The 23,329-nt window shown below is 62.5% G+C and carries 20 protein-coding genes; 5 read left to right on the top strand and 15 right to left on the bottom strand.

From position 1 onward, the window contains the following. Positions 1 to 19: 19 nt before the first annotated feature. From GYM54_RS02585 to pqqA, 8 genes are all read right to left on the bottom strand, one after another. A complete protein-coding gene (locus GYM54_RS02585) occupies positions 20 to 1,714 on the bottom strand; it encodes a NahK/ErcS family hybrid sensor histidine kinase/response regulator (RefSeq protein WP_181103605.1) in 1,695 nt (564 codons plus the stop codon). Further along, a complete protein-coding gene (gene ercA / locus GYM54_RS02580; protein WP_181103608.1) occupies positions 1,698 to 2,861 on the bottom strand; it encodes an alcohol dehydrogenase-like regulatory protein ErcA in 1,164 nt (387 codons plus the stop codon). Before ercA ends, GYM54_RS02585 begins: the two co-directional genes overlap by 17 nt. Positions 2,862 to 3,337: 476 nt before the next feature. Then, a complete protein-coding gene (locus GYM54_RS02575) occupies positions 3,338 to 3,559 on the bottom strand; it encodes a hypothetical protein (protein ID WP_181103981.1) in 222 nt (73 codons plus the stop codon). A 35-nt stretch (positions 3,560 to 3,594) separates the two neighbouring features. Continuing rightward, complete coding sequence (gene pqqE, locus GYM54_RS02570; protein WP_181103610.1) at positions 3,595 to 4,749, bottom strand: pyrroloquinoline quinone biosynthesis protein PqqE; 1,155 nt, start codon at positions 4,747 to 4,749, stop codon at positions 3,595 to 3,597. Beyond that, on the bottom strand, positions 4,721 to 4,999 hold the full coding sequence (gene pqqD, locus GYM54_RS02565; RefSeq protein WP_181103613.1) for a pyrroloquinoline quinone biosynthesis peptide chaperone PqqD: 279 nt from the start codon (positions 4,997 to 4,999) through the stop codon (positions 4,721 to 4,723). Before pqqD ends, pqqE begins: the two co-directional genes overlap by 29 nt. A gap of 54 nt (positions 5,000 to 5,053) precedes the next feature. Then, positions 5,054 to 5,806, bottom strand: coding sequence for a pyrroloquinoline-quinone synthase PqqC (pqqC, locus tag GYM54_RS02560; RefSeq protein ID WP_181103616.1), 753 nt, complete (start codon positions 5,804 to 5,806; stop codon positions 5,054 to 5,056). Between the two features lie 128 nt (positions 5,807 to 5,934). Continuing rightward, a complete protein-coding gene (gene pqqB, locus GYM54_RS02555) occupies positions 5,935 to 6,846 on the bottom strand; it encodes a pyrroloquinoline quinone biosynthesis protein PqqB (RefSeq protein WP_197444767.1) in 912 nt (303 codons plus the stop codon). Between the two features lie 48 nt (positions 6,847 to 6,894). Beyond that, positions 6,895 to 6,966, bottom strand: coding sequence for a pyrroloquinoline quinone precursor peptide PqqA (gene pqqA / locus GYM54_RS02550; RefSeq protein ID WP_115028541.1), 72 nt, complete (start codon positions 6,964 to 6,966; stop codon positions 6,895 to 6,897). 405 nt (positions 6,967 to 7,371) lie between these two features. Here pqqA and GYM54_RS02545 point away from each other — a divergent pair, with 405 nt between their 5' ends. Continuing rightward, entirely contained in the window at positions 7,372 to 9,324 is a 1,953-nt protein-coding gene (locus GYM54_RS02545) for a sigma-54-dependent Fis family transcriptional regulator (RefSeq protein ID WP_197444766.1), read from the top strand. 236 nt (positions 9,325 to 9,560) lie between these two features. On the opposite strand, the gene aldA is transcribed toward GYM54_RS02545, so the two are convergent. The 6 genes from aldA to pedF form a co-directional block, all read right to left on the bottom strand. Then, positions 9,561 to 10,997: an aldehyde dehydrogenase gene (aldA, locus tag GYM54_RS02540; RefSeq protein ID WP_197444765.1), complete on the bottom strand. Its 1,437-nt coding sequence runs from the start codon at positions 10,995 to 10,997 to the stop codon at positions 9,561 to 9,563. Between the two features lie 16 nt (positions 10,998 to 11,013). Further along, positions 11,014 to 13,200, bottom strand: coding sequence for a PQQ-dependent dehydrogenase, methanol/ethanol family (locus GYM54_RS02535; protein WP_197444764.1), 2,187 nt, complete (start codon positions 13,198 to 13,200; stop codon positions 11,014 to 11,016). A 421-nt stretch (positions 13,201 to 13,621) separates the two neighbouring features. After that, the gene (locus GYM54_RS02530) at positions 13,622 to 15,142 is read right to left on the bottom strand and encodes an aldehyde dehydrogenase family protein (RefSeq protein WP_197444763.1); all 1,521 of its coding nucleotides are present in this window, start codon (positions 15,140 to 15,142) and stop codon (positions 13,622 to 13,624) included. A gap of 292 nt (positions 15,143 to 15,434) precedes the next feature. Further along, the gene (locus GYM54_RS02525; RefSeq protein ID WP_181103633.1) at positions 15,435 to 16,364 is read right to left on the bottom strand and encodes a quinoprotein relay system zinc metallohydrolase 1; all 930 of its coding nucleotides are present in this window, start codon (positions 16,362 to 16,364) and stop codon (positions 15,435 to 15,437) included. A 58-nt stretch (positions 16,365 to 16,422) separates the two neighbouring features. Beyond that, positions 16,423 to 17,172, bottom strand: coding sequence for a quinoprotein dehydrogenase-associated SoxYZ-like carrier (locus tag GYM54_RS02520; RefSeq protein WP_181103635.1), 750 nt, complete (start codon positions 17,170 to 17,172; stop codon positions 16,423 to 16,425). A gap of 162 nt (positions 17,173 to 17,334) precedes the next feature. Next, the gene (gene pedF / locus GYM54_RS02515) at positions 17,335 to 17,772 is read right to left on the bottom strand and encodes a cytochrome c-550 PedF (RefSeq protein ID WP_197444762.1); all 438 of its coding nucleotides are present in this window, start codon (positions 17,770 to 17,772) and stop codon (positions 17,335 to 17,337) included. Positions 17,773 to 18,127: 355 nt separating this feature from the next. Here pedF and exaA point away from each other — a divergent pair, with 355 nt between their 5' ends. Together exaA and GYM54_RS02505 are read left to right on the top strand one after the other, a co-directional pair. Further along, positions 18,128 to 19,999 carry a quinoprotein ethanol dehydrogenase gene (gene exaA, locus GYM54_RS02510; protein WP_131648725.1) on the top strand — a complete coding sequence of 624 codons (1,872 nt, stop codon included), beginning with the start codon at positions 18,128 to 18,130 and terminating at the stop codon, positions 19,997 to 19,999. Between the two features lie 144 nt (positions 20,000 to 20,143). Further along, positions 20,144 to 20,788, top strand: coding sequence for a pentapeptide repeat-containing protein (locus GYM54_RS02505; protein WP_197444761.1), 645 nt, complete (start codon positions 20,144 to 20,146; stop codon positions 20,786 to 20,788). Positions 20,789 to 20,941: 153 nt separating this feature from the next. On the opposite strand, the gene GYM54_RS02500 is transcribed toward GYM54_RS02505, so the two are convergent. After that, a complete protein-coding gene (locus tag GYM54_RS02500) occupies positions 20,942 to 21,607 on the bottom strand; it encodes a response regulator transcription factor (protein ID WP_197444760.1) in 666 nt (221 codons plus the stop codon). Between the two features lie 387 nt (positions 21,608 to 21,994). Here GYM54_RS02500 and GYM54_RS02495 point away from each other — a divergent pair, with 387 nt between their 5' ends. Continuing rightward, positions 21,995 to 22,552 carry a PQQ-dependent catabolism-associated CXXCW motif protein gene (locus GYM54_RS02495; RefSeq protein ID WP_197444759.1) on the top strand — a complete coding sequence of 186 codons (558 nt, stop codon included), beginning with the start codon at positions 21,995 to 21,997 and terminating at the stop codon, positions 22,550 to 22,552. A 45-nt stretch (positions 22,553 to 22,597) separates the two neighbouring features. Continuing rightward, on the top strand, positions 22,598 to 23,263 hold the full coding sequence (locus GYM54_RS02490; RefSeq protein WP_058075897.1) for a response regulator transcription factor: 666 nt from the start codon (positions 22,598 to 22,600) through the stop codon (positions 23,261 to 23,263). Positions 23,264 to 23,329 lie beyond the last annotated feature (66 nt).

Below are 23,329 nucleotides of genomic sequence, written 5' to 3'. Positions count from 1 at the left end.
CGCGGCTTGTTTTCTACCACTACTCCACAGCCGATTTGGATGTATCGCCAGCAAGCAGATGGCTGAGCACCGAGCGCATCTTGCCGGCCTTGACCGGCTTGTTCAGCACCGGCACGCCGAGGCCCTGCAACTGCTTGCGGCACTGGTCGCTGCGATCAGCGGTGATCATCACCACCGGAATCGCCTCGCCGAAGCGCTCACGCAATGCCTGCGCCACCTCCCAGCCAGTGACACCTTGGTCGAGATGGAAGTCGGCCAGGATCAGCTCCGGCGCCTGCCCGCCCAGCACGGCAATCGCTTGCGCCTGATCGGTCGCCGTGAGGACTTCGCAGCCCCACTGGCCGAGCAGCGCGAACATGCTATGCAGAATGCTCAGCTCGTTATCCAGCACCAGCAGCCGCCGTCCCGGCAAGGGATCACCCAGTTGCGGCACGCTGACCAGCGTCTCGATATTGCGCCTGGGCATGGATTCACTCAGTGGCACCTCGATGCAAAAAACCGAGCCGCGCCCCGGTTGCGACCTGACCTGGATGCGGTAGTCGAGCATCTTGGCGATGCGCTCGACGATGGCGAGCCCTAGGCCGACGCCCCGCCGCTCGGCCGCGCGCTCGACCCCGAGCTGATTGAATTCAAGGAAGATCGATTGCAGCTGGTCCTCGGCGATGCCGCGCCCGCTATCCCAGACCTCGATGCGCAGCGAACCGCCGCGCTTGCGCGCGCCGAGCAATACCCGACCGCGTTCGGTGTAACGGCAGGCATTGCTGAGAAAGTTGCGCAGGATGCGGCTCAGCAGGCGGAAATCGGTCTGGATCGCATAGCGCGGAATGAAGTGGACGAGCTGCAGCCCCGCCGCCTCGGCGACCGGCTGGAACTCCGAAACCAGCGGCAACAGCACTTCGTCGAGGCCATAGCTGTCGATGTCCGGCTTGATCGCGCTCTGGTCCAGCTTGGAGATATCCAGCAGGTCGGTGAGCAGGTCCTCCGCGCCTTCCAACGCCTGGTGCGCCCGCAGCACCAGGTTGCGCTCGGCACTCGGCAAGTCCCGTTCGCACAGGGTGGAGATCAGCAGCCGCGCCGCATTCAACGGTTGCAGCAAATCGTGGCTAGCGGCAGCCAGGTACTTGTCCTTGCTGAGGTTGGCCGCTTCAGCGGCATCGCGGGCTTCGCGCAATTCGCAGGTGCGTTCGGCAACGCGCTGTTCCAGCTGCTCGTTGAGCTGCAGCAACCGCTGTTGCGCTTGCTTGCGCTCGGTGATGTCGGCGACGAAGCCTTCCACCAGGCCGTCTTCGTCCGGTTTGAGCAGCAGGTTCATCATGACGTCGATGAAACTGCCGTCCTTGCGCCGCAACCGGGTTTCGTAGCCGAACAGGCCCAGCTGACTGCTCAGGGTATGACGAATCTGCAGCAGCTCTTCTTCACCACCGATGAACAGGTGATGCGACAGATCGGTCAGCGCCCACAGCGCAGCCTCGGGACTTTCATAGCCGAGCATGCGCGCCAAGGCCGGGTTGGCGGCACGAATGCCCTCCTGCAGGCTGGCCTGGAAGATGCCATGCACCGCATGCTCGAACAGCCATTTGTAGCGATTGCGCTCGGCTTCCAGCTCCTCCAGGCGGCTCAGCAGTTCGGGGTAATGGCTCTTGCGCGCCGAATGGCTACCGAAGCCGAGCAGCTGGGTCAGGGCCTGCTGTTGATCGTCAGAGGGCTTCGGCATAGACGACCTCGACATCGCGCTGGGTCGAAGAACGTGGATTGGTAAGGATGCAGGGGTCCTGCATCGCATGCTGCGAAAGGAAGGGGATATCCGACAGGTCGACGCCATGCAGGCCGAGGCTTTCCTTGAAGCCGATCGACTGCTTGAGGCTGATCAGATGTTGCACCAGGCGCTCGCGAATCTGCCGGTGGTTCAGGCCGCGCGTATCAATACCCAGCGTCTGGGCGACGATTTTGAAGCGATCCGGCGCGGCGTCGTAGTTGAATGCCACCACGTGCTCGACCAGCACCGCGTTACACAGTCCGTGAGGCAAGTCGAGATAGCCGCCGAGGCTGTGGGACATGGCATGCACGGCGCCCAGAATCGCGTTGGAGAACGCCAGCCCGGCCTGCATGCTGCCGAGCATGATCTGCTCGCGCAGGGCGATATCCGCCGGATTGGCGATCATCTGCACCAGATTGCCGTTGATCAGCCGCATGGCCTCCAGCGCGTGGGGATCGGTCAGCGGGCCGTTACCGGTGGAGACGAACGCCTCGATGGCGTGCACCAGCGCGTCGATGCCGGTACAGGCGGACAGGAAGGGATCCATGCTCGCGGTGGTTTCCGGGTCGATCAACGAAACGTCCGGCACAGCCGCCTTGCTGACGATGGAGAACTTCATCCGCTCGTCCTGGTTGGAGATGATCACGAACTGCGACACGTCGGCCGAGGTACCGGCCGTGGTGGGGATCAGGATCAGCGGCGGGCTGGGGACGCGCAGGGTATCTACCCCTTCGAACTCGATGATATGGCGACCGTGGGCGACCACGATGCCGATGCCCTTGGCGCAATCCATCGGGCTGCCGCCGCCCACCGCGACGATCACGTTGCAACCTTCGTTGCGATAGACCTCGGCGCCGAGCATCACCTCTTCGCAACGCGGGTTGGGCGATACATCGGTGAACAGGTGGTGTTCGACGTTCTGCCGCTCGAGGCTGGCCTGCACGTCGGCTACCCAGCCAGCAGCCACCACACCGGGGTCGGAAACCACCAGCACCTTGCGCGCGCCGAAGTTGCTGGCACAGGTGCCGACGCTGTGACGGCAACCGGCACCGAAGATGATTTCAGGGGAAACGAATTTACGCTGGAGGCTGATATTCGGGCTCATCACCGTGGCCTTTATTATTTTTGTAACAACCGCGCAAGCCTACTGGATTGGTCGGGTAAAGCAATGCACTCAAGGAATAGCGTGCGTAGGTCCGTCCCGTTTCGTTGCATAACCCGACGCGGCTTCGGCGAAACGGGATCAGAGCTAGGGTTGGCTTCCCAGACGAGCGTCGTTCAAAGCAGCGCTTGGTAGAAGCGTCATTCACGCTGAAGCGCATCAGCCAGATTGGCGGCGTTGCGAAAGCCGTGGCGTTCCACCGGATGCAGCTGATAGGCGGCGGTGGGTCAACAACAGACCGCCACCGGCCAGGGGCTGATAGCTGGCAGTACCTAACTGCCATGGGGCCGGGGTACGGTCAAAATCACCGGTGCGCGGAGCGCACCCTACGGCTGACTCAGGCATGTTTCCGTAGGGTACGCTCGGCGCACCGCCAAACTCACGCACCACAAGCCGCCCTCCGCTCTCGCGCCAAACCATCATGATCGCTCAGGCAATAAAGAATCCCGTCCTCGGCAAAACGCGGCTGTTGCAACCCGCCAGTACCTGAGCGTGCAATGCGCATCCGCCGGGTCGTACTCGATCCAGAACAGCCCGCGATGACCGGCCCGCAGCTCGGCGAAGTCCTGGCTGGTGGCGGCAGCCCGCTCGGCACTCCACTCGCTGGGCCAGGAGCCATAGGGAACAGCGGTTTTGCTCATGGTTGCTCCATCGTCCGGCGACCGGAGCTACCAGGTCAGACCTTGAGGATGAGTTTCGACGCTTTCTCGTTGCGGTAGCGTAGTTGATCGAGGCCCGGCGCGTTCTGCTCGGCCTGTTCGCGCGCAGCGAGAATCTTGCCGTGCTGCGCCGACTTGCTGCACACCGGGTCGGCATTCGCGGCGTCGCCGGTGAGCATGAACGCCTGGCAACGGCAGCCACCGAAGTCCTGTTCCTTCTCGTCGCAACTACGGCAGGGTTCGGGCATCCAGTCGTAGCCGCGAAACTTATTGAAGCCGAAGGAATGCCGCCAGATGTATTCGATGCTGTGCTCGCGCACGTTGGGAAACTCCACCGGCAGCTGGCGCGCGCTGTGGCACGGCAATGCGGTGCCGTCGGGAGTGACGTCGAGAAACAGGTTCCCCCAGCCGCTCATGCAGGCCTTGGGGCGCTCTTCGTAATAGTCGGGCGTCACGAAGATCAGCTTGCAGGGATGATTCTCGGCGGCGAGCCGCTCGCGCCACTGGTTGGTGATGCGTTCGGCCCGCTCCAGTTGCGCCTTGCTCGGCAACAGGCCGGCGCGGTTCAGCTCGGCCCAGCCGTAGAACTGGCAGGTGGCCAGCTCGACGAAATCCGCTTCCAGCTCCAGGCACAGCTCGATGATGCGCTCGATGTTGTCGATGTTATGCCGATGGGTGACGAAGTTGAGCACCATCGGGTAGCCATGCCGCTTCACCGCGCGGGCCATTTCCAGCTTCTGCGCAAAGGCCTTCTTCGAGCCGGCCAGCAGGTTGTTCACCTCTTCGTCGGCGGCCTGGAAGCTGATCTGGATATGGTCCAGCCCGGCTTCGGCGAAGCGGGCGATCTTCTCTTCGGTCAGGCCGATGCCCGAAGTGATCAGGTTGGTGTAGTAACCCAGCCCGCGGGCCGCCTCGATCAGCTCGGCCAGGTCCTGGCGCACCAGCGGCTCGCCACCTGAAAAACCCAGCTGCGCCGCGCCCATCTCCCGCGCCTGGCGGAACACCTCGATCCACTCGGCGGTACTCAGCTCCTCATGGCTGCGGGCGAAATCCAGCGGGTTAGAGCAGTACGGGCATTGCAGCGGGCAGCGGTAGGTCAGCTCGGCGAGCAGCCACAGCGGCGGACCGGGTTCGTAGCCGGGTTTAACGAAGCTCGATCCAGAACCGTTCAACGGCCACCTCCAGGAATGCCAGGATGTCTTCTTCGATGGCCTCCGCGCCGGGGAAACTCCCCTGCAGATCGGCAACGATTCCTCCTACCGTACGGGCGCCGTCGACCCGTTTGAGTATCTCGGCGGCGCTGTCGTTGAGCTTGATCATGCCCTCCGGGTAGAGCAAAACGTGACAGCCTTGCGCCGGCTCGAACTGGAAGCGATAACCGCGGCGGAAGACCGGGACTTTCAGCAGAATGTTCTCGTTCATGTCAGTTCACTTGCCAAATACGGGTGGCCATACACGCTGCGCGGGGTTTCGCACTCACAACGTAATGCCGTTATGCCAAACCCGCTCACGGGTCACGGTGTGGTACGGCGGACGGCCCAATTCGTACGCCATGCTCATGGCATCGAGCATGCTCCACAACACGTCCAGCTTGAACTGAAGAATGTTCAGCATGCGCTCCTGCGCGTCACGCGTGCGGTAGTGGCCGAGCGTGATGCGCAGCCCGTGCTCGACGTCACGACGCGCTTCCTTCAAGCGCTTGCGGAAATAGTCATAACCGGAGGCATCGATCCAGGGGTAATGCTGCGGCCAGGCATCCAGGCGCGACTGGTGGATGGTCGGTGCGAAGAGCTCGGTCAACGAGCTGCTGGCCGCCTCCTGCCAGGAGGCGCGGCGCGCGAAGTTGACATAAGCATCCACTGAGAAACGCACGCCGGGCAGCACCAGCTCCTGCGACAGCACCTGCTCGCGGTCGAGCCCCACGGCCTCGGCCAGCCGCAGCCAGGCCTCGATGCCGCCCTCCTCGCCGGGCGCGCCATCATGGTCGAGGATGCGCTGGACCCACTCGCGGCGCGCGTCGCGATCCGGACAGTTGGCCATGATCGCCGCATCCTTCAGCGGAATGCAGACTTGGTAGTAGAAACGGTTGGCCACCCAGCCCTGGATCTGCTCACGGGTGGCCTGCCCGGCGTACATCGCTCGATGAAAGGGGTGATGAATATGGTAGTAATCGCCCTTGGCACGCAGCGCCTGTTCGAATTCGACGGGGGTCATGGCTGGCAGGGTCATCGCGGCTTCCTTTGCTATTCCCAGTTGGTAATACACGCGTGGGGAGGATTGCTCTCGTAGGGTGCGATCTGCGCACCATCAATTCCGAAGTAGTCCGGTGCGCGAAGCGCACCCTACATTCGGCGCAGCTACAACTCGATGCTCATGCCATCGAAGGCCACTTCGATGCCGTGCTCGTCGAGAATGGCGCGCTCGGGCGAGTCCTGGTCGAGAATCGGGTTGGTGTTGTTGATATGAATGAGGATCTTGCGCGCCGCCGACAGGCCGTCGAGCACCTCGATCATGCCGCCCGGGCCGCTCTGAGGCAGATGGCCCATTTCGCTGCCCAGTTTGTCGCCGACCTCACGCACACGCATTTCGTCGTCGCGCCAGAGCGTACCGTCCACCAGCAGACAATCGGCGCCGCGCATGGTGCCCAGCAGCGCCTCGCTCACCTGGCCCAGGCCCGGCGCATAGAACAGCTTGCCGCCGGTGCGGCGATCTTCGATGAACAGGCCGATGTTGTCGCCCGGATGCGGATCGTTGCGGTGCGGCGAATACGGCGGCGCCGAACTGCGCAGCGGAATCGGCGTGATGACGAGGCTCGGACAGGCCGGAATGACGAAGCTGCCGTCCAGGGCGATGGGGTTCCAATTCAAGCCACCATTCCAGTGCTCGAGCATGTTGAACAATGGAAAGCCGGTGGTCAGGTCCTGGTAGACCATCTCGCTGCACCAGACCTCATGTGGGCAGCCTTCGCGCAGCGTCAGCAAGCCGGTGGTGTGATCGATCTGACTGTCGAGCAGGATGATCGCGCCGATCGCCGTATCGCGCGGCTTGCGCGCCGGCTGCAAGGCGGGAAAGGCCTCCAGTTGCGCACGGATATCCGGCGAGGCGTTGCAGAGAATCCAGTCCACGCCGTTATCGCTGATGGCGATGGACGACTGGGTACGTGCCAGTCCGCGCAACGTACCGGCGCGCAGGCCGGCACAGTTGGAGCAATTGCAATTCCACTGAGGGAAACCACCGCCTGCAGCAGAACCGAGAATCTGGATGAACATGCACTTCCCCCGATTGATAGAACCCCGGCCGAAGCCGGGGCGGAACAGTCAACGATTGGCGAAGTACATGGTCACTTCGAAACCAATACGCAGATCGCTGTACTCGGGTTTAGTCCACATGGGTCGTTCCTCTTCTTATGAAGCCGGAGAATTCCGGCAGATTTGAGTTAACCATCAGGCCCGACACCCCCGAATGCTACTTTCGAACGAGTTTCGGTCCTGATTTGGTAGCGTGTCAGCGACACCTGTACGCCTGTCCGCTCCACATGTCGCATTCTTGCGACGGCTGTGCCGACATCCGCACTCTGCGGCCTACCTCTGACCGCTCAAGCTCGGGACTTGCGGTGACGCCGAGTGCTCCCGGCATATCACTTGCTGTATCCGTGCCATCTCCGACGGATGGATGACAGAAAGAGCCGCTGAAGAAGTCTATGGTTGAAGCGTTCGGTCAGCCGCTGGTTCGACAAAAAACAACAAGACGTCGGGACGTGCCCCCAGGCCCGTCATCGGCCACTGAGGATCACAATGAATTTGCATGCTTCGGATAATGCCAGCGAACTCGCAGCCTTCGTGGCTGATCACTTTCCCGAACGTGGCATTCAACCGGACGGCTTGATTGCTCAGTCCTGGTACCGAAGCGTTACCCAGCACCGCCTCAACCCGCGCGGACGCTGCGAGAAGAACATTCTCACCGCTGCCGAGATCCGCCAGCACCAGGCTCAGCATCAGGAGTATCTGGCTGTCGCCAGCCAGGGCGTCACCGGCCTGGCCAAGCGCGTCGTGCAAGCCGGCTTCTCCGTGCTGCTCAGCGACGAGGGCGGCGTCACGCTGGATGCGCGCCTGCCCGCACAGCGCGACCTCTACACTCAGTCTGGGCTAATCATCGGTGCGCGCTGGGACGAATCGGTCGCCGGTACCAACGGCATCGGTACTGCCCTTGCCGCGACCCAGGCGCTGACCATCCACCGTGAGGAGCACTTCCTCGCCACGAACTTCCGCCTGAGCTGCTCGGTATCGCCAATCTTCGACGCCCAGGGCCAGCTGCGCGGCTGCCTCAACGCCACATGCCTGAACAGCGATGGCCCCAAGGAAGCGCAGTACCTGACCCTGCAATTGGTGATCATGTACGCGCGGCTGATCGAGAACGCCCACTTCCATCAGAGCTACCGCGATCGCCTGACATTGGCCATCAAGCCACGGGACGACATCACCGATCTTGCCAATGAACAGTTGTTGGCCCTGGACGAACAAGGACGGGTGATCGGTGCCAACCGCGCCGCCTTCGTCGCCTACGAGCAAGGCCATGGAAGCGCCCTGCTCGGCCGGCCCATCGATAGCCTACTGCCGGCCAACGTCAATGAACTGCTCAGCATGACCAACGGCGGAGCCCGTGGCGTGCGACTGCGTTCCCTGCAGGGCGAGGCGCTGATGGATGTTGGCTTGCGCATTCCCGCGAACCATCTGCGCTCCGCGCGTCCGACGTCAGATGCGTGCGCTCGCACCCCGGCAAGCGAGCATCCCGACCTTGAACATCTCGGCGGAAGCGACCCGCAGTTGCAACTGGGCGTGCGGCGAATCCGCAAGGTGATCGATAAAGGTATCCCTATCCTCATCACTGGCGAGACAGGCACCGGCAAGGAAGCCTTCGCGCGGGCCGTCCATCAGGCCAGCGCCCGGCGAGGCGGTCCTTTCATCGCCCTCAATTGTGCCGCCATCCCGGAAACTCTGATCGAGAGCGAACTCTTCGGCTACCGTAGCGGCAGCTTCACAGGTGCCAGCAAGAAAGGCATGAAGGGCAAGCTGGAGCTGGCCAACGGCGGCACGCTGTTTCTCGATGAGATCGGCGATATGCCGGCGCATTTGCAAACCCGTCTACTGCGGGTGCTGGCAGAGCGAGAGATCTTTCCCTTGGGTGCCGAGACGCCGGTGCCGCTGGATGTGCAGGTGGTGTCCGCCACGCATCAGGATCTGCACGGGATGATCCAGGCCAGGCTGTTCCGCGAGGATCTGTTCTATCGACTCAGCGGCATGACCCTGGCGCTGCCGGCCTTGCGCGAGCGCAGCGACCGCGCCGAGCTGATTCACAACCTGCTCAGCGCTCAGGCCGACGCTGATGGATTACGTCTGGACGAAGCGGCACGCCAGCGCCTTCTCAACCATCCCTGGCCTGGCAATATCCGCCAGTTGCTCAATGCGCTACGTTACGCCGTGGCCCTGGCCGAAGACGGTGTGATCGATTGCGATTGCCTACCTGCCGAGCTGCATCAACCGTCCCTTCCCGCTCCGGCCGCGCCGCCGGCGCCAGCAGCCACCCTGGCCGACCAGTTGGGCGACGACGAAGCGCGCCATCTGCTGGCAGTCCTGCGGCAATACCGTTGGAACATCAGCGCGGCAGCCGAAGCCAGCTCCGTTTCCCGCTCGACGCTGTACCGCAAGATGAAAAAGCACGGCATCGTCCAGCCCAATGAGATGTTCTAGCTCTGAGTTGCAGGAGAGACTCAGCACGCCATGGAGCGAGCTGACCGCAGATGGCGAATGGCGATACCTAGGAAGGCTTTCCGTGCCTCGCCATCCTGGCGCCGTGCCTCACTGAAATAGTGCTCGGCAGTTCGAGGTCCGAGCTTTCCGCGGCTCTCCAGGGGCGAGTCCTGATTCGCTGGTCTTACCCTGAAGAAGGAAGATGGGTATGAGGCCGCCCAAGGCGGCCCTTACCTTTACTGCTGGATATAAACCACATGCGTACGGGTGTACTCATAGAGCCCGTGCTTGCCGTCCGCCCCGCCGATCCCCGACTTTCGAGTGCCAGCATGAAAGCCCTGCATCGCTTCGAAGTTCTCGCGGTTGATGTAGGTTTCGCCGAAATCCAGCCCAGCGGCCGCTTTCATCGCGGTGGACAGGTCGCGGGTGTAGATCGACGAAGTCAGGCCGTACTCGCAGTCGTTGGCCAGTGCAATGGCTTCCTCCAGGTCGTCGATGATCTGGATTGGCAGCACCGGGCCGAAGATCTCCTGACGCATGATTTCCATGTCCTGCGAGCAGTTGGCAAGGATCGTCGGCTGGTAGTGGAAGCCCTGGCCTAAGTCAGCGACCTGGCCGCCAGTGATCAGCTGGGCGCCCTGATTCTGGGCGGTTCTGACCATTTGCTCGACCTTGCGTAGTCCGGCCTCGTTGATAAGTGGGCCCATCTCTACATCCGCCTGCGCGATCGGGTCGCCGTAACGGGTTTCAGCCATTGCGCCGGAGATGCGTTCGATGAACTGGTCGGCCACGCCTCGCTGCACGTAGACGCGCTCGGCGCAGTTGCACACCTGGCCGGTGTTGATGATTCGCGAGGCGCGAATAGCGTTGATCGCCAGCTCCAGATCGGCATCGTTCATAACGATCGCAGGTGCCTTGCCGCCAAGCTCGAGGTTGAGTTTGGTGACGTTAGGCGCCGCAGCGGCCATGATCCGCGAGCCGGTGCCAACGCTGCCGGTGAAGCTGATCATGTCGATCCCGCTGCTCGTGGTCAGCGCGCCACCGACACCGGCGCCGCTGCCACAGACCACGTTGAAGACGCCCCTCGGCAAGTCGGTCTCGGCCACCAGTTTGGCGAATTCGAAACAGTTGTTCGGGGTTTCTTCGCTGGGCTTGATCACGATGGTATTGCCGGTGACCAGCGCCGGCGCCATCTTCCGCGCGATCAGGAAGAATGGGAAATTCCACGGCAGGATGCCGGCTACCACGCCCAGCGGTTTACGGAATAGGAAAATGTTCTCACCTGGGCGGTCGCTGGTGATGATTTCACCTTCGATACGCCGCGCCCACTCGGCCATGTAATCCATGTAGTCGGCCGTGAAGTTGACCTCCACCAGTGCCAAGCTCTGGATCTTGCCCTGTTCTTCGGTAATCACGCGAGCCAGACGCTCGGCGTTCTGGCGAATCTTGCTGGCGATGGCACGCAGATAGCTGGCGCGCTCGATGGCCGGTTTGTTGGACCACTCCTTTTGCGCGGTGCGCGCAGCCGCGATGGCGCGCTCTGTGGTGGCTGCGTCCGATTCTGGCACGCGGGAAAGCACGGCGCCGTTGGCCGGGTTGCGCACTTCGACGAGGTTGTCGCAGGCGACGAATTCGCCGTCGATGTAGTTCTGATAGGTGATTGCGTCGGTCATATCGCTCTCCGTGGCTTCAGTTGCTTGCGGTTTTCTGAGTCGGCTGCGGCAGGTCGTCCGGGCCGTGCTCGACGCGGTCGTGGGCGCGCTTGATCAGGTATTGATGGATCTGCTTCATCTGTTCCATGTCGAAGGCTTCGGCGAACGACGGCATGCCGTCGGGTATCCGAGCGCCGTGGAGGATGCCGAGGAACTGCTCGTGCTTTTCCGCGGTAAGCATGCGCAGATCCGGCAGCACACCGCCGCTGACCGCGTGGATACCGTGGCACTGTGAGCAATAACCGTCGTAGAGCTTGGCGCCGGCTTCGACCGTGGCGGCGTCGGCGGTCAGCGGTGGCGGCTCGGGTGCGTCTGCCCGTGGTGCTGGTTCCTGCAATTCGCCCGTACCGCCGAGCTTGTAAGTCAGCACTTGCGCATAAGGCTGCACGCCGGCCCGCAGCGACAAGGCCCCGGCGAAGGTGGAGAAAGCGCCGCCCCAGCCAGCCATGAAGGTCACGTACTGCTCGCCGTCGACGCTGTAGGTCACAGGTGCTGCCATCACGCCACTGGCGGCGGGCTGTTCCCATAGCTTCTTGCCGGTGTCGGCGGCGTAGGCGATGACGCGACCATCGGCGCTGCCCTCGAACACCAGGTTGCCGGCGGTTGTCAGGGTGCCACCGTTGAAGATGGTGACGTAGGGCACTTCCCAGGCCTGCTCCTGCTTCACCGGGTCCCAGGCGATCAGCTTGCCGGACCAGGTGTCGGCGTACTTGCCGAGGCCTTCGGGGTCCTCAGGCATCATCCCGGTCTTCAGGCCCAGCTGATACATGCTCTTGAATTTGTTGCGCGCCGGCGCGTCCGGCACGTGTTCGTACCAGGCGGACATGATGTGTGCAGGGATGTAGACGAGGCCCGTGTCCGGGTTGTAAGACATTGGGTGCCAGTCATGCGCGCCCCAGAAGCCGGGCTGGACCAGCTTGGCCTTCTTCTCGCCCTTCCAGTAGGCCGCGGCTTCGTCGTCGACGATGGGACGGCCAGTCTTCAGATCGACACCCTTGGCCCAGTTGATCGGCACGATGTTCTCGGCCGACAGCAGTTCGCCAGTGGCGCGGTCGATGACGTAGAAGAAGCCGTTCTTCGGCGCTTGCATCAGCACTTTGCGCTCTTTCCCCTCGATTTCGAGGTCAGCGAGAATCATGTGCTGGGTAGCGGTGTAGTCCCAGGCATCGCCAGGCGTGGTCTGGTAATGCCAGACGTATTCGCCGGTATCGGCGTTGACCGCGACGATGGAGGACAGGAACAGGTTGTCGCCCTTGCCTTCGCTGCGCCAGATCGGGTCCCACAGCGAGCCGTTGCCGACGCCTATGTAAAGCAGGTTCAGCTCGGGGTCGTAGGCGAAGGAGTCCCACGCGGTGCCACCACCGCCCTGTTCGACGAAGGCGCGGCCGTGCCAGGTCTTCTTCGCGATTTCCATGCCTTTGCCTTCGGCGGGCTTGTCCGGGTCGCCGGGCACGGTGAAGAAGCGCCAGGCCTGCTCGCCGGTCTCGGCATCGTAGGCGGTCACGTAGCCGCGTACACCGAACTCGGCGCCACCATTGCCGATCACGACCTTGCCATTGACCACTCGCGGCGCGCCGGTGATGGAGTAGCTGCGCGCTTTGTCGTTGCGGGTATCGACGGACCAGACGCGTTCGCCGGTCTTGGCGTCGATGGCTTCCAGGCGACCATCGAGCACGCCGACGTAGACCTTGCCTTTCCACACGGCAACGCCGCGGTTGATCGCATCACAACAGGCTTCGCCAGCGCGGGAGCGGTCGGACTGCGGATCGTACTTCCAGATCAGCTCCCCGCTGCGGGCGTCCAGTGCGTAGACGATGGAGAACGGGCCAGTGGTGTACATCACGCCATCGACCACGATAGGCGTGGCTTCCACGCCACGGTCGATGTCGAGCTTGTAACTCCAGGCCAGCCCCAGCTCGTCGACGTTCTCGGCTGTGATGTTCGTCAGCGGGCTGTAACGCTGCTCACCATAGTCACGACCGTGGCTCATCCAGTTGCCGGGTTCAGCGTCGGCATTGGCGATGCGTTTGCCGTCGACATCGGCCGCTAGCGCTACCGAAGAACAGGCCGCGCTCAACGCCAGCACGGTGAACAGGCTTTTCACGAACGAGGCGGCTGGCGGCGGCTCTGCGCCTCCACACCTTTGCAGGCCAGTAGGATTCATCAATGCGTCTCCAGTTCTTATTAGGGGCCGCAGCGTCGCGCCACGGTCCCTGAGATATCGCAATGGCTGTGCCAGCGTTACGCTTTATCGCTGGAGGGCGCGTGGATACTGGGCCTGATGATTGGATGAAAGCAGAAATGACTGCGCTGGCAGGCGGGCAGCTGTACCAGGGAAGGAACAGGCGAAGCGAGGAGTGGAACAGTTGTGTCAGGAATGAAAACAGTGCTCTGCCGAAAGCACTCTAGTGCAGAACCAGAGCCCGCACGTTCTTACAGCGTTCTTCTAAAAAAACGCGGCCAAAAGGCCGCGCTGCGAAACGAGCCGTCCGGCCGTCACGGGGATGATGGCTCGGAAAGGCTCGGCACACTCGGTGCCTGCCAAGTAACCGGCGCATTCGGGAGCGCACGCCGGAGCCCATCCATCAGAAGAAGCCGAGCGGATTGACGTCGTAGCTGACCAGCAGGTTCTTGGTCTGCTGATAGTGGTCGAGCATCATCTTGTGGGTCTCGCGGCCCACACCGGATTTCTTGTAGCCGCCGAACGCCGCATGCGCCGGGTACAGGTGGTAGCAGTTGGTCCAGACACGCCCAGCCTTGATGCCGCGGCCCATGCGGTAGGCGCGGTTGATGTCGCGGGTCCAGACGCCTGCACCCAGGCCGAACTCGGAATCGTTGGCGATGGCCAGGGCTTCGGCCTCGTCCTTGAAAGTGGTCACGGCCACCACCGGCCCGAAGATCTCCTCCTGGAACACGCGCATCTTGTTGTGGCCCTTGATCAGGGTCGGCTGCACGTAATAGCCGGTCGCCAGGCTGCCTTCGAGCTTCTCGGCGGCGCCGCCGGTGAGGATCTGGCCGCCTTCCTGGCGGGCGATCTCCATGTACGAGAGGATCTTGTCGAACTGTTGCTCGGACGCCTGGGCGCCGACCATGGTCTCAGTGTCCAGCGGGTTGCCGCGTTTGATCTGCTGGATCTTTTTCATCACCACCTCCATGAAGGGTTCGAAGACCGACTCCTGGATCACCGCACGCGACGGGCAGGTGCAGACCTCGCCCTGGTTGAAGAACGCCAGCACCAGGCCTTCGGCGGCTTTCTCGATGAAGGCCGGCTCGGCCTGCATGATGTCTTCGAAGAAGATGTTCGGGCTCTTTCCGCCCAGCTCCACGGTGCTCGGAATGATGTTCTCGGCAGCGCAACGCATGATGTGCGAACCCACCGGCGTCGAGCCGGTGAAGGCGATCTTGGCGATACGGGTGCTGGTGGCCAGTGCCTGGCCGGCTTCACGACCAAAGCCCTGGACGATGTTCAGCACGCCCGGCGGCAACAGGCCGTCGATGATTTCGGCGAAGACCATGATCGACAGCGGGGTTTGCTCGGCGGGCTTCAACACCACGCAGTTGCCGGCGGCCAGCGCTGGCGCCAGCTTCCAGGCCGCCATCAGCAGCGGAAAGTTCCACGGAATGATCTGCCCGACCACACCCAGTGGCTCATGGAAATGATAAGCGGCGGTGTGCTCGTTGATCTCGGCGGCGCTGCCTTCCTGGGCGCGGATGCAGCCGGCGAAGTAACGGAAGTGGTCGGCAGCCAGCGGCACGTCGGCGTTCAGCGTTTCTCGCACGGCCTTGCCGTTGTCCCAGGTCTCGGCAATAGCGAGCTTTTCCAGGTTGGCCTCGATGCGGTCGGCGATCTTAAGCAGCATCAGCGCACGGTCCTGTACCGAGGTCTTGCCCCAGGCATCGGCGGCGGCGTGGGCGGCATCCAGAGCCCTCTCCACGTCTTCGGCGCCGGAGCGCGGGAACTCGGCGATCACTTCACCATTCACCGGCGAGGTGTTGACGAAATACTCACCCTTGACCGGCGGCACGAATTCACCACCGATGTAGTTGCCGTATCGCGGCTTGAAGGAAACGACGGCGCCTGCGGTACCAGGTTGGGCGTAAATCATGATGGGCCTCTCTTTCTTCTGCGTGTCAGAGCCTGCGCCAGAACGGACGCAGGGCATGGACCGATCTTAGGCAGCGCCCCACCACCCCCGGTATGCGCCCATGGCAGCGAGACGCTCCTCATTTGGTAGTAGATGCCAAGGGCTCTGCGGAGCTGCGATGCAATGTCCGGCGCGCGGAGCGCACCCTACTTTGCATGAGCTCCGGCCTAGCCTGTAGGGTGCGCTCCGCGCACCAGGGGGCTTCGTCGCGGGGTCGGTGCGCGGAGCGCACCTACAACTGAGCGGCTGTCTTTTAATCATCCACCCGCTGCAGCTGCCGAGCTTCGTATTTCGGATAGAGATGGCTGACGCTACGGATCAGTTCGTAGCGTGTCAGGCTGATGCCGGCGAAGCGCGTGGGCATCGGGCTCTGGATGACTTCGTTCATGTCGGCACCGGTGGCCGCAGTGTCGCGCAACAGACCGTCGAGCCAGCCCAGGTAATCGCGCATCTGCTCGAACGGCGCGCTGTCACGGCTCAACGGGCCGTGGCCGGGCACCAGCAGTTTCCAGGGCGTGGCTTCGAGACGATCGAGATCCGCCAGCCATACATCCAGCCCGGGGCTATTGGGTGTGGTCAGGGCACGTTGGTAGAAGAGGATGTCACCGGCGAAGAGCACGCCACTGATTTCATCAAGAACCGCCAGGTCAGCACCGGTGTGGCCGTGCAATTGCAGCAGGCGCAGCCTGTGTTCACCGACTTCCAGCAGCCCAGGCTCCAGCTTTTCGTTCGGCAGCACCACCTCGGTGCCGCGCATCCAGTCGCCGACCATCCGGTACATGTTCTCGGCCATGGCATCGCCCTGCTCGCGCAGCAGATCGGCCGTCCCGGCAAGCGCGGCGATGGGCACGTCAGCGAACGCTTGGTTGCCCAGCACATGGTCGGGATGGTGATGGGTGAGCAGCACCTTGATGACGGGACGATCGGTAACCTCGGCGATAGCGGCGCGCATGGCTTCGCCGTAGCGTCTGGAAGGACCACTGTCTATAACCACGACACCGGCTGAGGTCACGATGAAGCCGGTGTTGACGATATTGCCGCCGTTGCGTGGGTCGAAGTTGTCCGTCGAGCCTTCCAGCAGCCAGACGTTTTCGGCGATCTGGCGCGGCTGCAGCCGATATTGCAACTCGGCCTGTACAGGCAGCGCCAGGCAGAACGCGAGGGTCAGGATAAGCAAGCGCATGTCGTTTCCTTGCCGGGAAAGCCGGTGCGCGGAGCGCACCCTACAAAAGCAGCGGGTCTTACAATGCCGCCTCGAACTCGTTGCCGTTGTTGTCGCGCAACCACAGGCGGGTGCCTTGCTGGCCTTTCACTTCCAGGCTCAGCGTCGGGTTCTCGCTGACGGCCGGATACAGCTCCAGCGTCGCCAGTACGTTGCCCTCGGTATCGCGCAGCTCGGCCTGGTTTAGGAAGAATTCGGGAATGCCGCTAATCAAGCCGTTGTCCATCGGGTGCGATACCTGCAATCGCAGGCGGCTGCCAGTACTACGCTCGAAGCGACCGCCCACTACCCTTCCCAGCCGCTTTTCCCATCCGGGCTGGGTGCGCACTACGCTTGGCGCCGAACAGCCCCCGCCAGCGGCATCCACCCGGGCCGAGCCCACGTGCCAGACGCCATCTCGGGTCAGAACCGCCGCGCGAATGGGCGTGGCCTGCTCCACGCGGAAGCGAATCGCCACCAACGGCAGTACCTGTTCGCCGGGGCTGAAGCTGAACACGCGTGGAATGGGGTTGAGTTCGGCCCAGGCCTCGATACGCACCACTTCATCGCCCAGGGCGCGGGCATCGATGTGCATCGGCACCTGGCGCGCATCCTCGGCGAAGGGCGGCACAAGCACCTGTACGCGGTCGTCGAACACGTAAGGCTCGCCGTTCAGCACGCGCTCGTGGTGGTGCTCCCACATGACCGATTGCAGCGGGTCGGTGTCGGCCGCGAACAGGCCGTCGGTTCTAACGGTCAGCACGAGTGCCAGCAGGATTCGCATGTTCATGTCGTATCTCCGGCGGCGGATCGGCATGGCAGCCCCGTGATCTTTTCGGATGAGCTGTCCGCCTGCACGAAGCAGCACGGTTTTTTCGTAGGGTGCGCTTGGCGCACCGCCAGACCTCGGTGCGTGCGGTGCGCGGAGCGCACCCTACATTTTTCACCCGCATCACTGCTTGGTCGCTTCGCTCTCTATATAGGTACGGATGGCCCACAGCGCTTCCTGGCTGAGCGTATCGGCCATGCGTGGCATGTACACCGCGCCGTCTCGCACCGCGCCGTTGATCACGCGCTCCTTGTACCACTCGTCACCGCTTATATCGGCTTCCAGCTCACGCAGATCCGGCGCGATGCCGCCTGAGATCGCTTCCAGACCATGGCAGCGGGCGCAGTTCTGGTTGTAGGCAGAAGAGCCAATTTCTACAGCAAGGTCGTGGTGCTCGCCCGGTTCACGATAGGGGTTTTCATCCACCCACTCTTCACCAAGAGCGGGCAGGCCCTTGGTCTCTACGGCATGGGGAACGACATCACCATGAGCCAGGGCCAGACCGGTTACAGCGATAAAGCCTGCAGCCACAAGTGCGCGCATAGGGTTCTTATTGTTCATGACTAACCACCTCGTTTCGTGAATCCGTGCAAGGCAGCCCCCTTCCGGGAGCGCATGGCGACCATGTTGGCGGTGGTGTCGGGTTGACTGAATCCTGCTTTGGAAGCCGGCGACTCCTCCCTTGGTAGCAAGCTTTCCCACCACCTTTGGCAGTGGGTCGAACAGCACTTGTGGAGCAAGGCCAAAACACCGGACGTTTGGGAAATATTCCCGGCGTTCGCGGGAATTTTTCCGTATCGGCGCCTGCGCCGCGCTTCCAATAATCGATTCGCCAAGCCGCTATCGGCAGTGTCAGACCCGCGTCTACACAGACCGAGCAGCGGCCTTGTCCGAACCGACCAAGGGAATCGCAACCATGACAACAAGATCGCACCCCGGCAGCAAACGTCCCCTCGCCTTAGCCGTGCAATGCCTGGCACTGGCTGGCAGCCTTGCAATGATCGGTGCCGCCCAGGCCACGCCGGTCAGCTGGGAAGACATCGCCAACGACCACATTTCGACCAACAACGTCCTGCAATATGGCTTGGGCACCCACGCCCAGCGCTTCAGCCCGCTGGCTCAGGTCAACGACAAGAACGTCTTCAAGCTGACACCCGCCTGGTCGTTCTCCTTCGGCGACGAGAAGCAGCGCGGACAGGAATCCCAGGCCGTGGTGCACGACGGCATCATTTACGTCACCGGCTCCTACTCGCGGGTATTCGCGCTGGATGCCAAGACCGGTAAGCGCCTCTGGAGCTACGCCCATCGCCTGCCCGACGACATCCGTCCCTGCTGCGATGTGGTCAACCGCGGCGTCGCCATTTATGGCGACAAGGTCTACTTTGGCACTCTCGATGCTCGCGTCGTGGCGCTGAACAAAGACACCGGCAAGGTCGTCTGGAACAAGAAATTCGGCGATCACGGCGCGGGCTACACCATGACCGGCGCACCGACCCTCGTGAAAGACGGCGAGACCGGCAAGGTGCTGCTGATTCACGGCAGTTCGGGGGACGAATTTGGCGTGGTCGGCAAGCTGTTCGCCCGCGATCCGGATACCGGTGAAGAAATCTGGATGCGTCCCTTCGTCGAAGGTCATGTGGGTCGCCTGAACGGCAAGGACAGCACCCCCACCGGCGACATCAAGGCGCCCTCCTGGCCGGACGATCCGAACTCCCCCACCGGCAAGGTCGAGGCCTGGAGCCAGGGTGGCGGCGCACCGTGGCAGAGCGCGAGCTTCGATGCCGAGACCAACACCATCATTGTCGGAGCCGGCAACCCGGCCCCGTGGAACGGCTGGGCACGCACCTCCAAGGATGGCAAGCCCCAGGACTACGACAGCCTCTACACGTCCGGCCAGGTTGGCGTCGACCCGAGCACCGGTGAAGTGAAATGGTTCTACCAGCACACGCCGAACGATGCCTGGGACTTCTCCGGCAACAACGAGCTAGTGCTCTTCGACTACAAGGACAAAGACGGCAAGACGATCAAGGCCACCGCCCACGCTGACCGCAACGGCTTTTTCTACGTGGTCGACCGTAACGACGGCAAGCTGCAGAACGCCTTCCCCTTCGTCGACAACATCACCTGGGCCAAAGGTATCGACCTCGAGACCGGACGCCCGATTGAAAACGAAGGCCAGCGTCCACCCAAGCCCGAGCCGGGCGAGAAGCACGGCAAAGCAGTCGAGGTCTCCCCGCCCTTCCTCGGCGGCAAGAACTGGAACCCCATGGCCTACAGCCAGGACACCGGCCTGTTCTACGTGCCTGCCAACCACTGGAAAGAGGACTACTGGACCGAGGAAGTCAGCTACAAGAAGGGTTCGGCCTACCTTGGCCAGGGCTTCCGCATCAAGCGCATGTATGACGACCACGTTGGCATCCTGCGCGCCATGAACCCCACCACCGGCAAGGTGGAGTGGGAACACAAGGAGAAGCTGCCGCTGTGGGCCGGTGTGCTGGCCACCAAGGGCAACTTGGTGTTCACCGGCACCAGCGATGGCTACTTCAAGGCCTTTGACGCCAAGACCGGCGACGAGCTTTGGAAATTCCAGACCGGCAGCGGAATCATCTCCCCGCCCGTGACCTGGGAGCAGGACGGCGAGCAGTACATCGGCGTGACCGTCGGTTACGGCGGCGCAGTGCCGCTGTGGGGCGGCGACATGGCCGAGCTGACCAAGCCGGTCGCACAGGGCGGCTCGTTCTGGGTGTTCAAATTACCTGAGTGGGAAAACAAGACCGCCCAGCGCTGATGTCCCGGCCGTGCCCGCCTCATCGCGGACACGGCCTTTTCGCTAGATGCGAGCGCTCTCGTCGCCCGTAGGGTGCGCTTCGCGCACCAGCTTTTATTCTGAATCCGGTGCGCAGAGCGCACCCTACACATGCATGGGCCTCATATGAAACCGTCCAGCCTGATCCTTCCCTTGTTATTCGTTGCTGCCCCGTCTTTCGCCGACGACCAACCCCTGATCATTAACGGCTGCACACTCGAACCGGAAAGCCAGTGCACCAACGCCGACCTGCGCGGTGCCGATCTCAGCAATCAGGACCTGCGCAAGATCAACCTGGCCGGCGCCAATCTGTCCGGCGCCAACCTGCGCCACACTATTCTGGACCTGGCCAACCTTGAGAAGGCCAACCTGAGCGGCGCAACGCTCAACCGCGCCAGCCTGCAACAGTCCAACCTGCGCCTGGCCGATTTCACCAATGCCCAACTGGTAGCCATCCAGGGCTGGGGACTGTTCGCCCAGGCCGCGCAGTTCAAGGGGGCCAACCTCACCGGCGCCTACCTCGAATTTGCACGCATGAGCGGCGCCAAGCTGCACGACAGCAACCTGAGCGCCGCCGACCTAGAGATGACCTGGCTCAGCAAGGCCGACCTCAAAGGCGCCAACCTGACCGACGCCAACTTGCAAGAAGCAAAGTTCAACGACGCCAACCTCGAAAATGCCATCCTCACGGGCGCGCGCCGGCATTACGCAACCTTTCAGGGCACCAACATGGAAGGCTGCACGGATTGCCCGATGGACTGGGAAAAATAATTGCGAAAAGGGTGCGCTCCGCGCACCACATTCACCGAGGCCGCTGGTGCGCGGAGCGCATCCTACGAAAAGCCGATGCATTCAGATGCCTACCAAGTAATCAGCGACCCTACACAGGCACATACCCACAAACACTCCACCCGGTGGGTCGCCTCAGGAAACTTGTAATACCATTTTCCGCTCGCCGACGCGCAGCACGCCGGTATCGATGGCCAGGTGTACCAGTTCAGCATGGGAGCCGACCTGCAGTTTGCTCTTGAGCATGGTCAGGTAGTTGGAAACGGTCTTGCCGCTGATGCACAACTGCTCGGCGATCTGCCGGGCGGGTGTGCCCTTGGCGAGCATCACGAAAACTTCGAACTCACGCTGAGTCATGCCTTGCAGACGCGGGTCCGGTGAGCCGTAGTGGCCAGGATTGCGCGCCAGTTCGGTAGCCAGCGGCTGTTCGATATAGGCATGGCCGGAGAGAACGCGCCGCACGGCCTCGATCAGCACCTGTGGCGACGCCTTTTTGGTGATATATCCCGCCGCTCCGGTATCCAGCGCCTGGCGAACCAGTGAAAGCTCATCGTGCATGCTGAAAAACAGCACGCGTAGCTGCGGCAGCCGCTGGCGCAGCCGTCGCGTGGTCTCGATACCGCTGATACCTGGCAGGCCGATATCCATAATCACTAGGCTTGGGATGTCCCGCTGGCACTCGCCCAACGCCTGCTCGCCGTCGCAGGCTTCGCTCAGCTGTACCTCGGGCAGCACTGCACGCAGCAACGCGGCGCAACCCTGACGCACCATCGCATGGTCATCTACCAGAAGAATTTTCACAGGCTAGCCGCCTTCTCATAAGGGACGTTCAGGCCACTGTCGGCCATCAGGTCCGTGGTGCGCGGAGCGCACCCTATAAGGGTCTTGTACATCCGTAGGGTGCGCTCTGCGCACCGGCTAGTACCTCACGGGCTTCCGGCGCCAGTTCGTGCTACGGATAACCACATGCTAGAGCTTGGAAACACTCACCTGCCTACTACCTTGGTAGCGCCGGAGCCGTACTTTCTATGCAGTCCCGCTTGCGCCGCCGACGTCTTCCTTCCTGGTTGCGCGTTGGACGCGTGGCGATCTACTACTTTGGTACCGGTTTTCGCCTCCATCGTAGGATTTCAAAGCCAGCACCATTGTTCTGTAATCCTTTCATCGGAGCACACAGGAGCCCAGACGATGCCGCGTCTACCGTTACTGATCGTCATATTGACCTGCCTGGGCATCAACCAGACAGCATCGGCGCAAGCGGATGACGAGCTGTTCTCCGCCGAGGGTTACCGCCAGGCGCACTACCGCAGCCCGACGCCCGCCACCGCCGAAGGTGCGCAAACGCTGGACACCGCCTCGCTACGCACATTGCTGGATGACGAGCCGCAGCTGGTGCTGGTGGATGTCTATCGTCGCCAGTGGCTGGCCGGTCGCTTCATCGAAACCGAGGCGCACTCCAACCTGCCCGGCAGCGTCTGGCTGCCCAATACCGGGGATGGAGCCCTCACACCGGAATGGGCGGACTATTTCGCTAGGAACCTTGCCCGTATCAGCCGGGGGCGTTTCGACCAGCCGCTGGTATTCTACTGCCGCTCCGATTGCTGGCTGGGCTGGAACGCCACCCGACGGGCTCACGCACTGGGCTACACGAACCTTTACTGGTATCGCGATGGCGTGGACGGCTGGGAACAGGCCGGCCTGCCCCTGAGCCCCGCAACGCCGGAGGCTCTGAACGGTCCGGAATGATCCACCAAGCGTGCCGACCATAACCACAAAAAGAGGTGACCAGCCTTGTACAAGATATTGATTGCCGACGACCATCCGCTGTTTCGCGAAGCCATCCACAACGTCATCCGCGACGGCTTTCCTGACAGCGAAATTCTGGAAACCGCCGACCTCGACAGTGCCTTGGCCTTGACGCTCGAACACGACGACCTCGACCTGGTCCTGCTCGACCTCAACATGCCCGGCATGCATGGCCTGAACGGGCTGATCAACCTGCGCAACGAGGCGCCGACGATTCCGGTGGTGATCGTTTCCGCCGAGCAGGACAAGCAAATCGTGTTGCAGGCGATCACCTACGGCGCGGTCGGTTTCATCACCAAGTCTTCGCCTCGCGCACAGATGACCGAGGCCATCGAGCAAATTCTCAACGGCAACGTCTACCTGCCCTCGGACATTATCCGCAGCCAGAAAAGCGGCCGGCGCCAGACCAGCTACAACGAACCTTCGATCCCGCCCGAGCTGCTGCAGGCGCTGACCCGCAAGCAACTACTGGTGCTGGAGCGCATGACCAAGGGCGAATCCAACAAGCAGATCGCCTATAACCTCGACATCGCCGAAACCACGGTCAAGGCCCACGTCTCGGCGATCCTGCGCAAGCTCAACGTGCACAACCGCGTGCAGGCGATTCTCTCGGCCGGCGATATCGACTTCACCGCCTACCTGCGTCGCTGAGTCGGGGCGGGCTCTTCGGTGCGCGGAGCGCACCCTACAAGAGTCCTGCCCCTAGTAGGGTGCGCT

Source organism: Pseudomonas sp. MTM4 (genome assembly GCF_019355055.1).
Taxonomy (GTDB): Bacteria; Pseudomonadota; Gammaproteobacteria; order Pseudomonadales; family Pseudomonadaceae; genus Stutzerimonas.
Note: the sequence above shows the minus strand (reverse complement) of the source record. Positions and strands in the feature narration are given on the sequence as shown.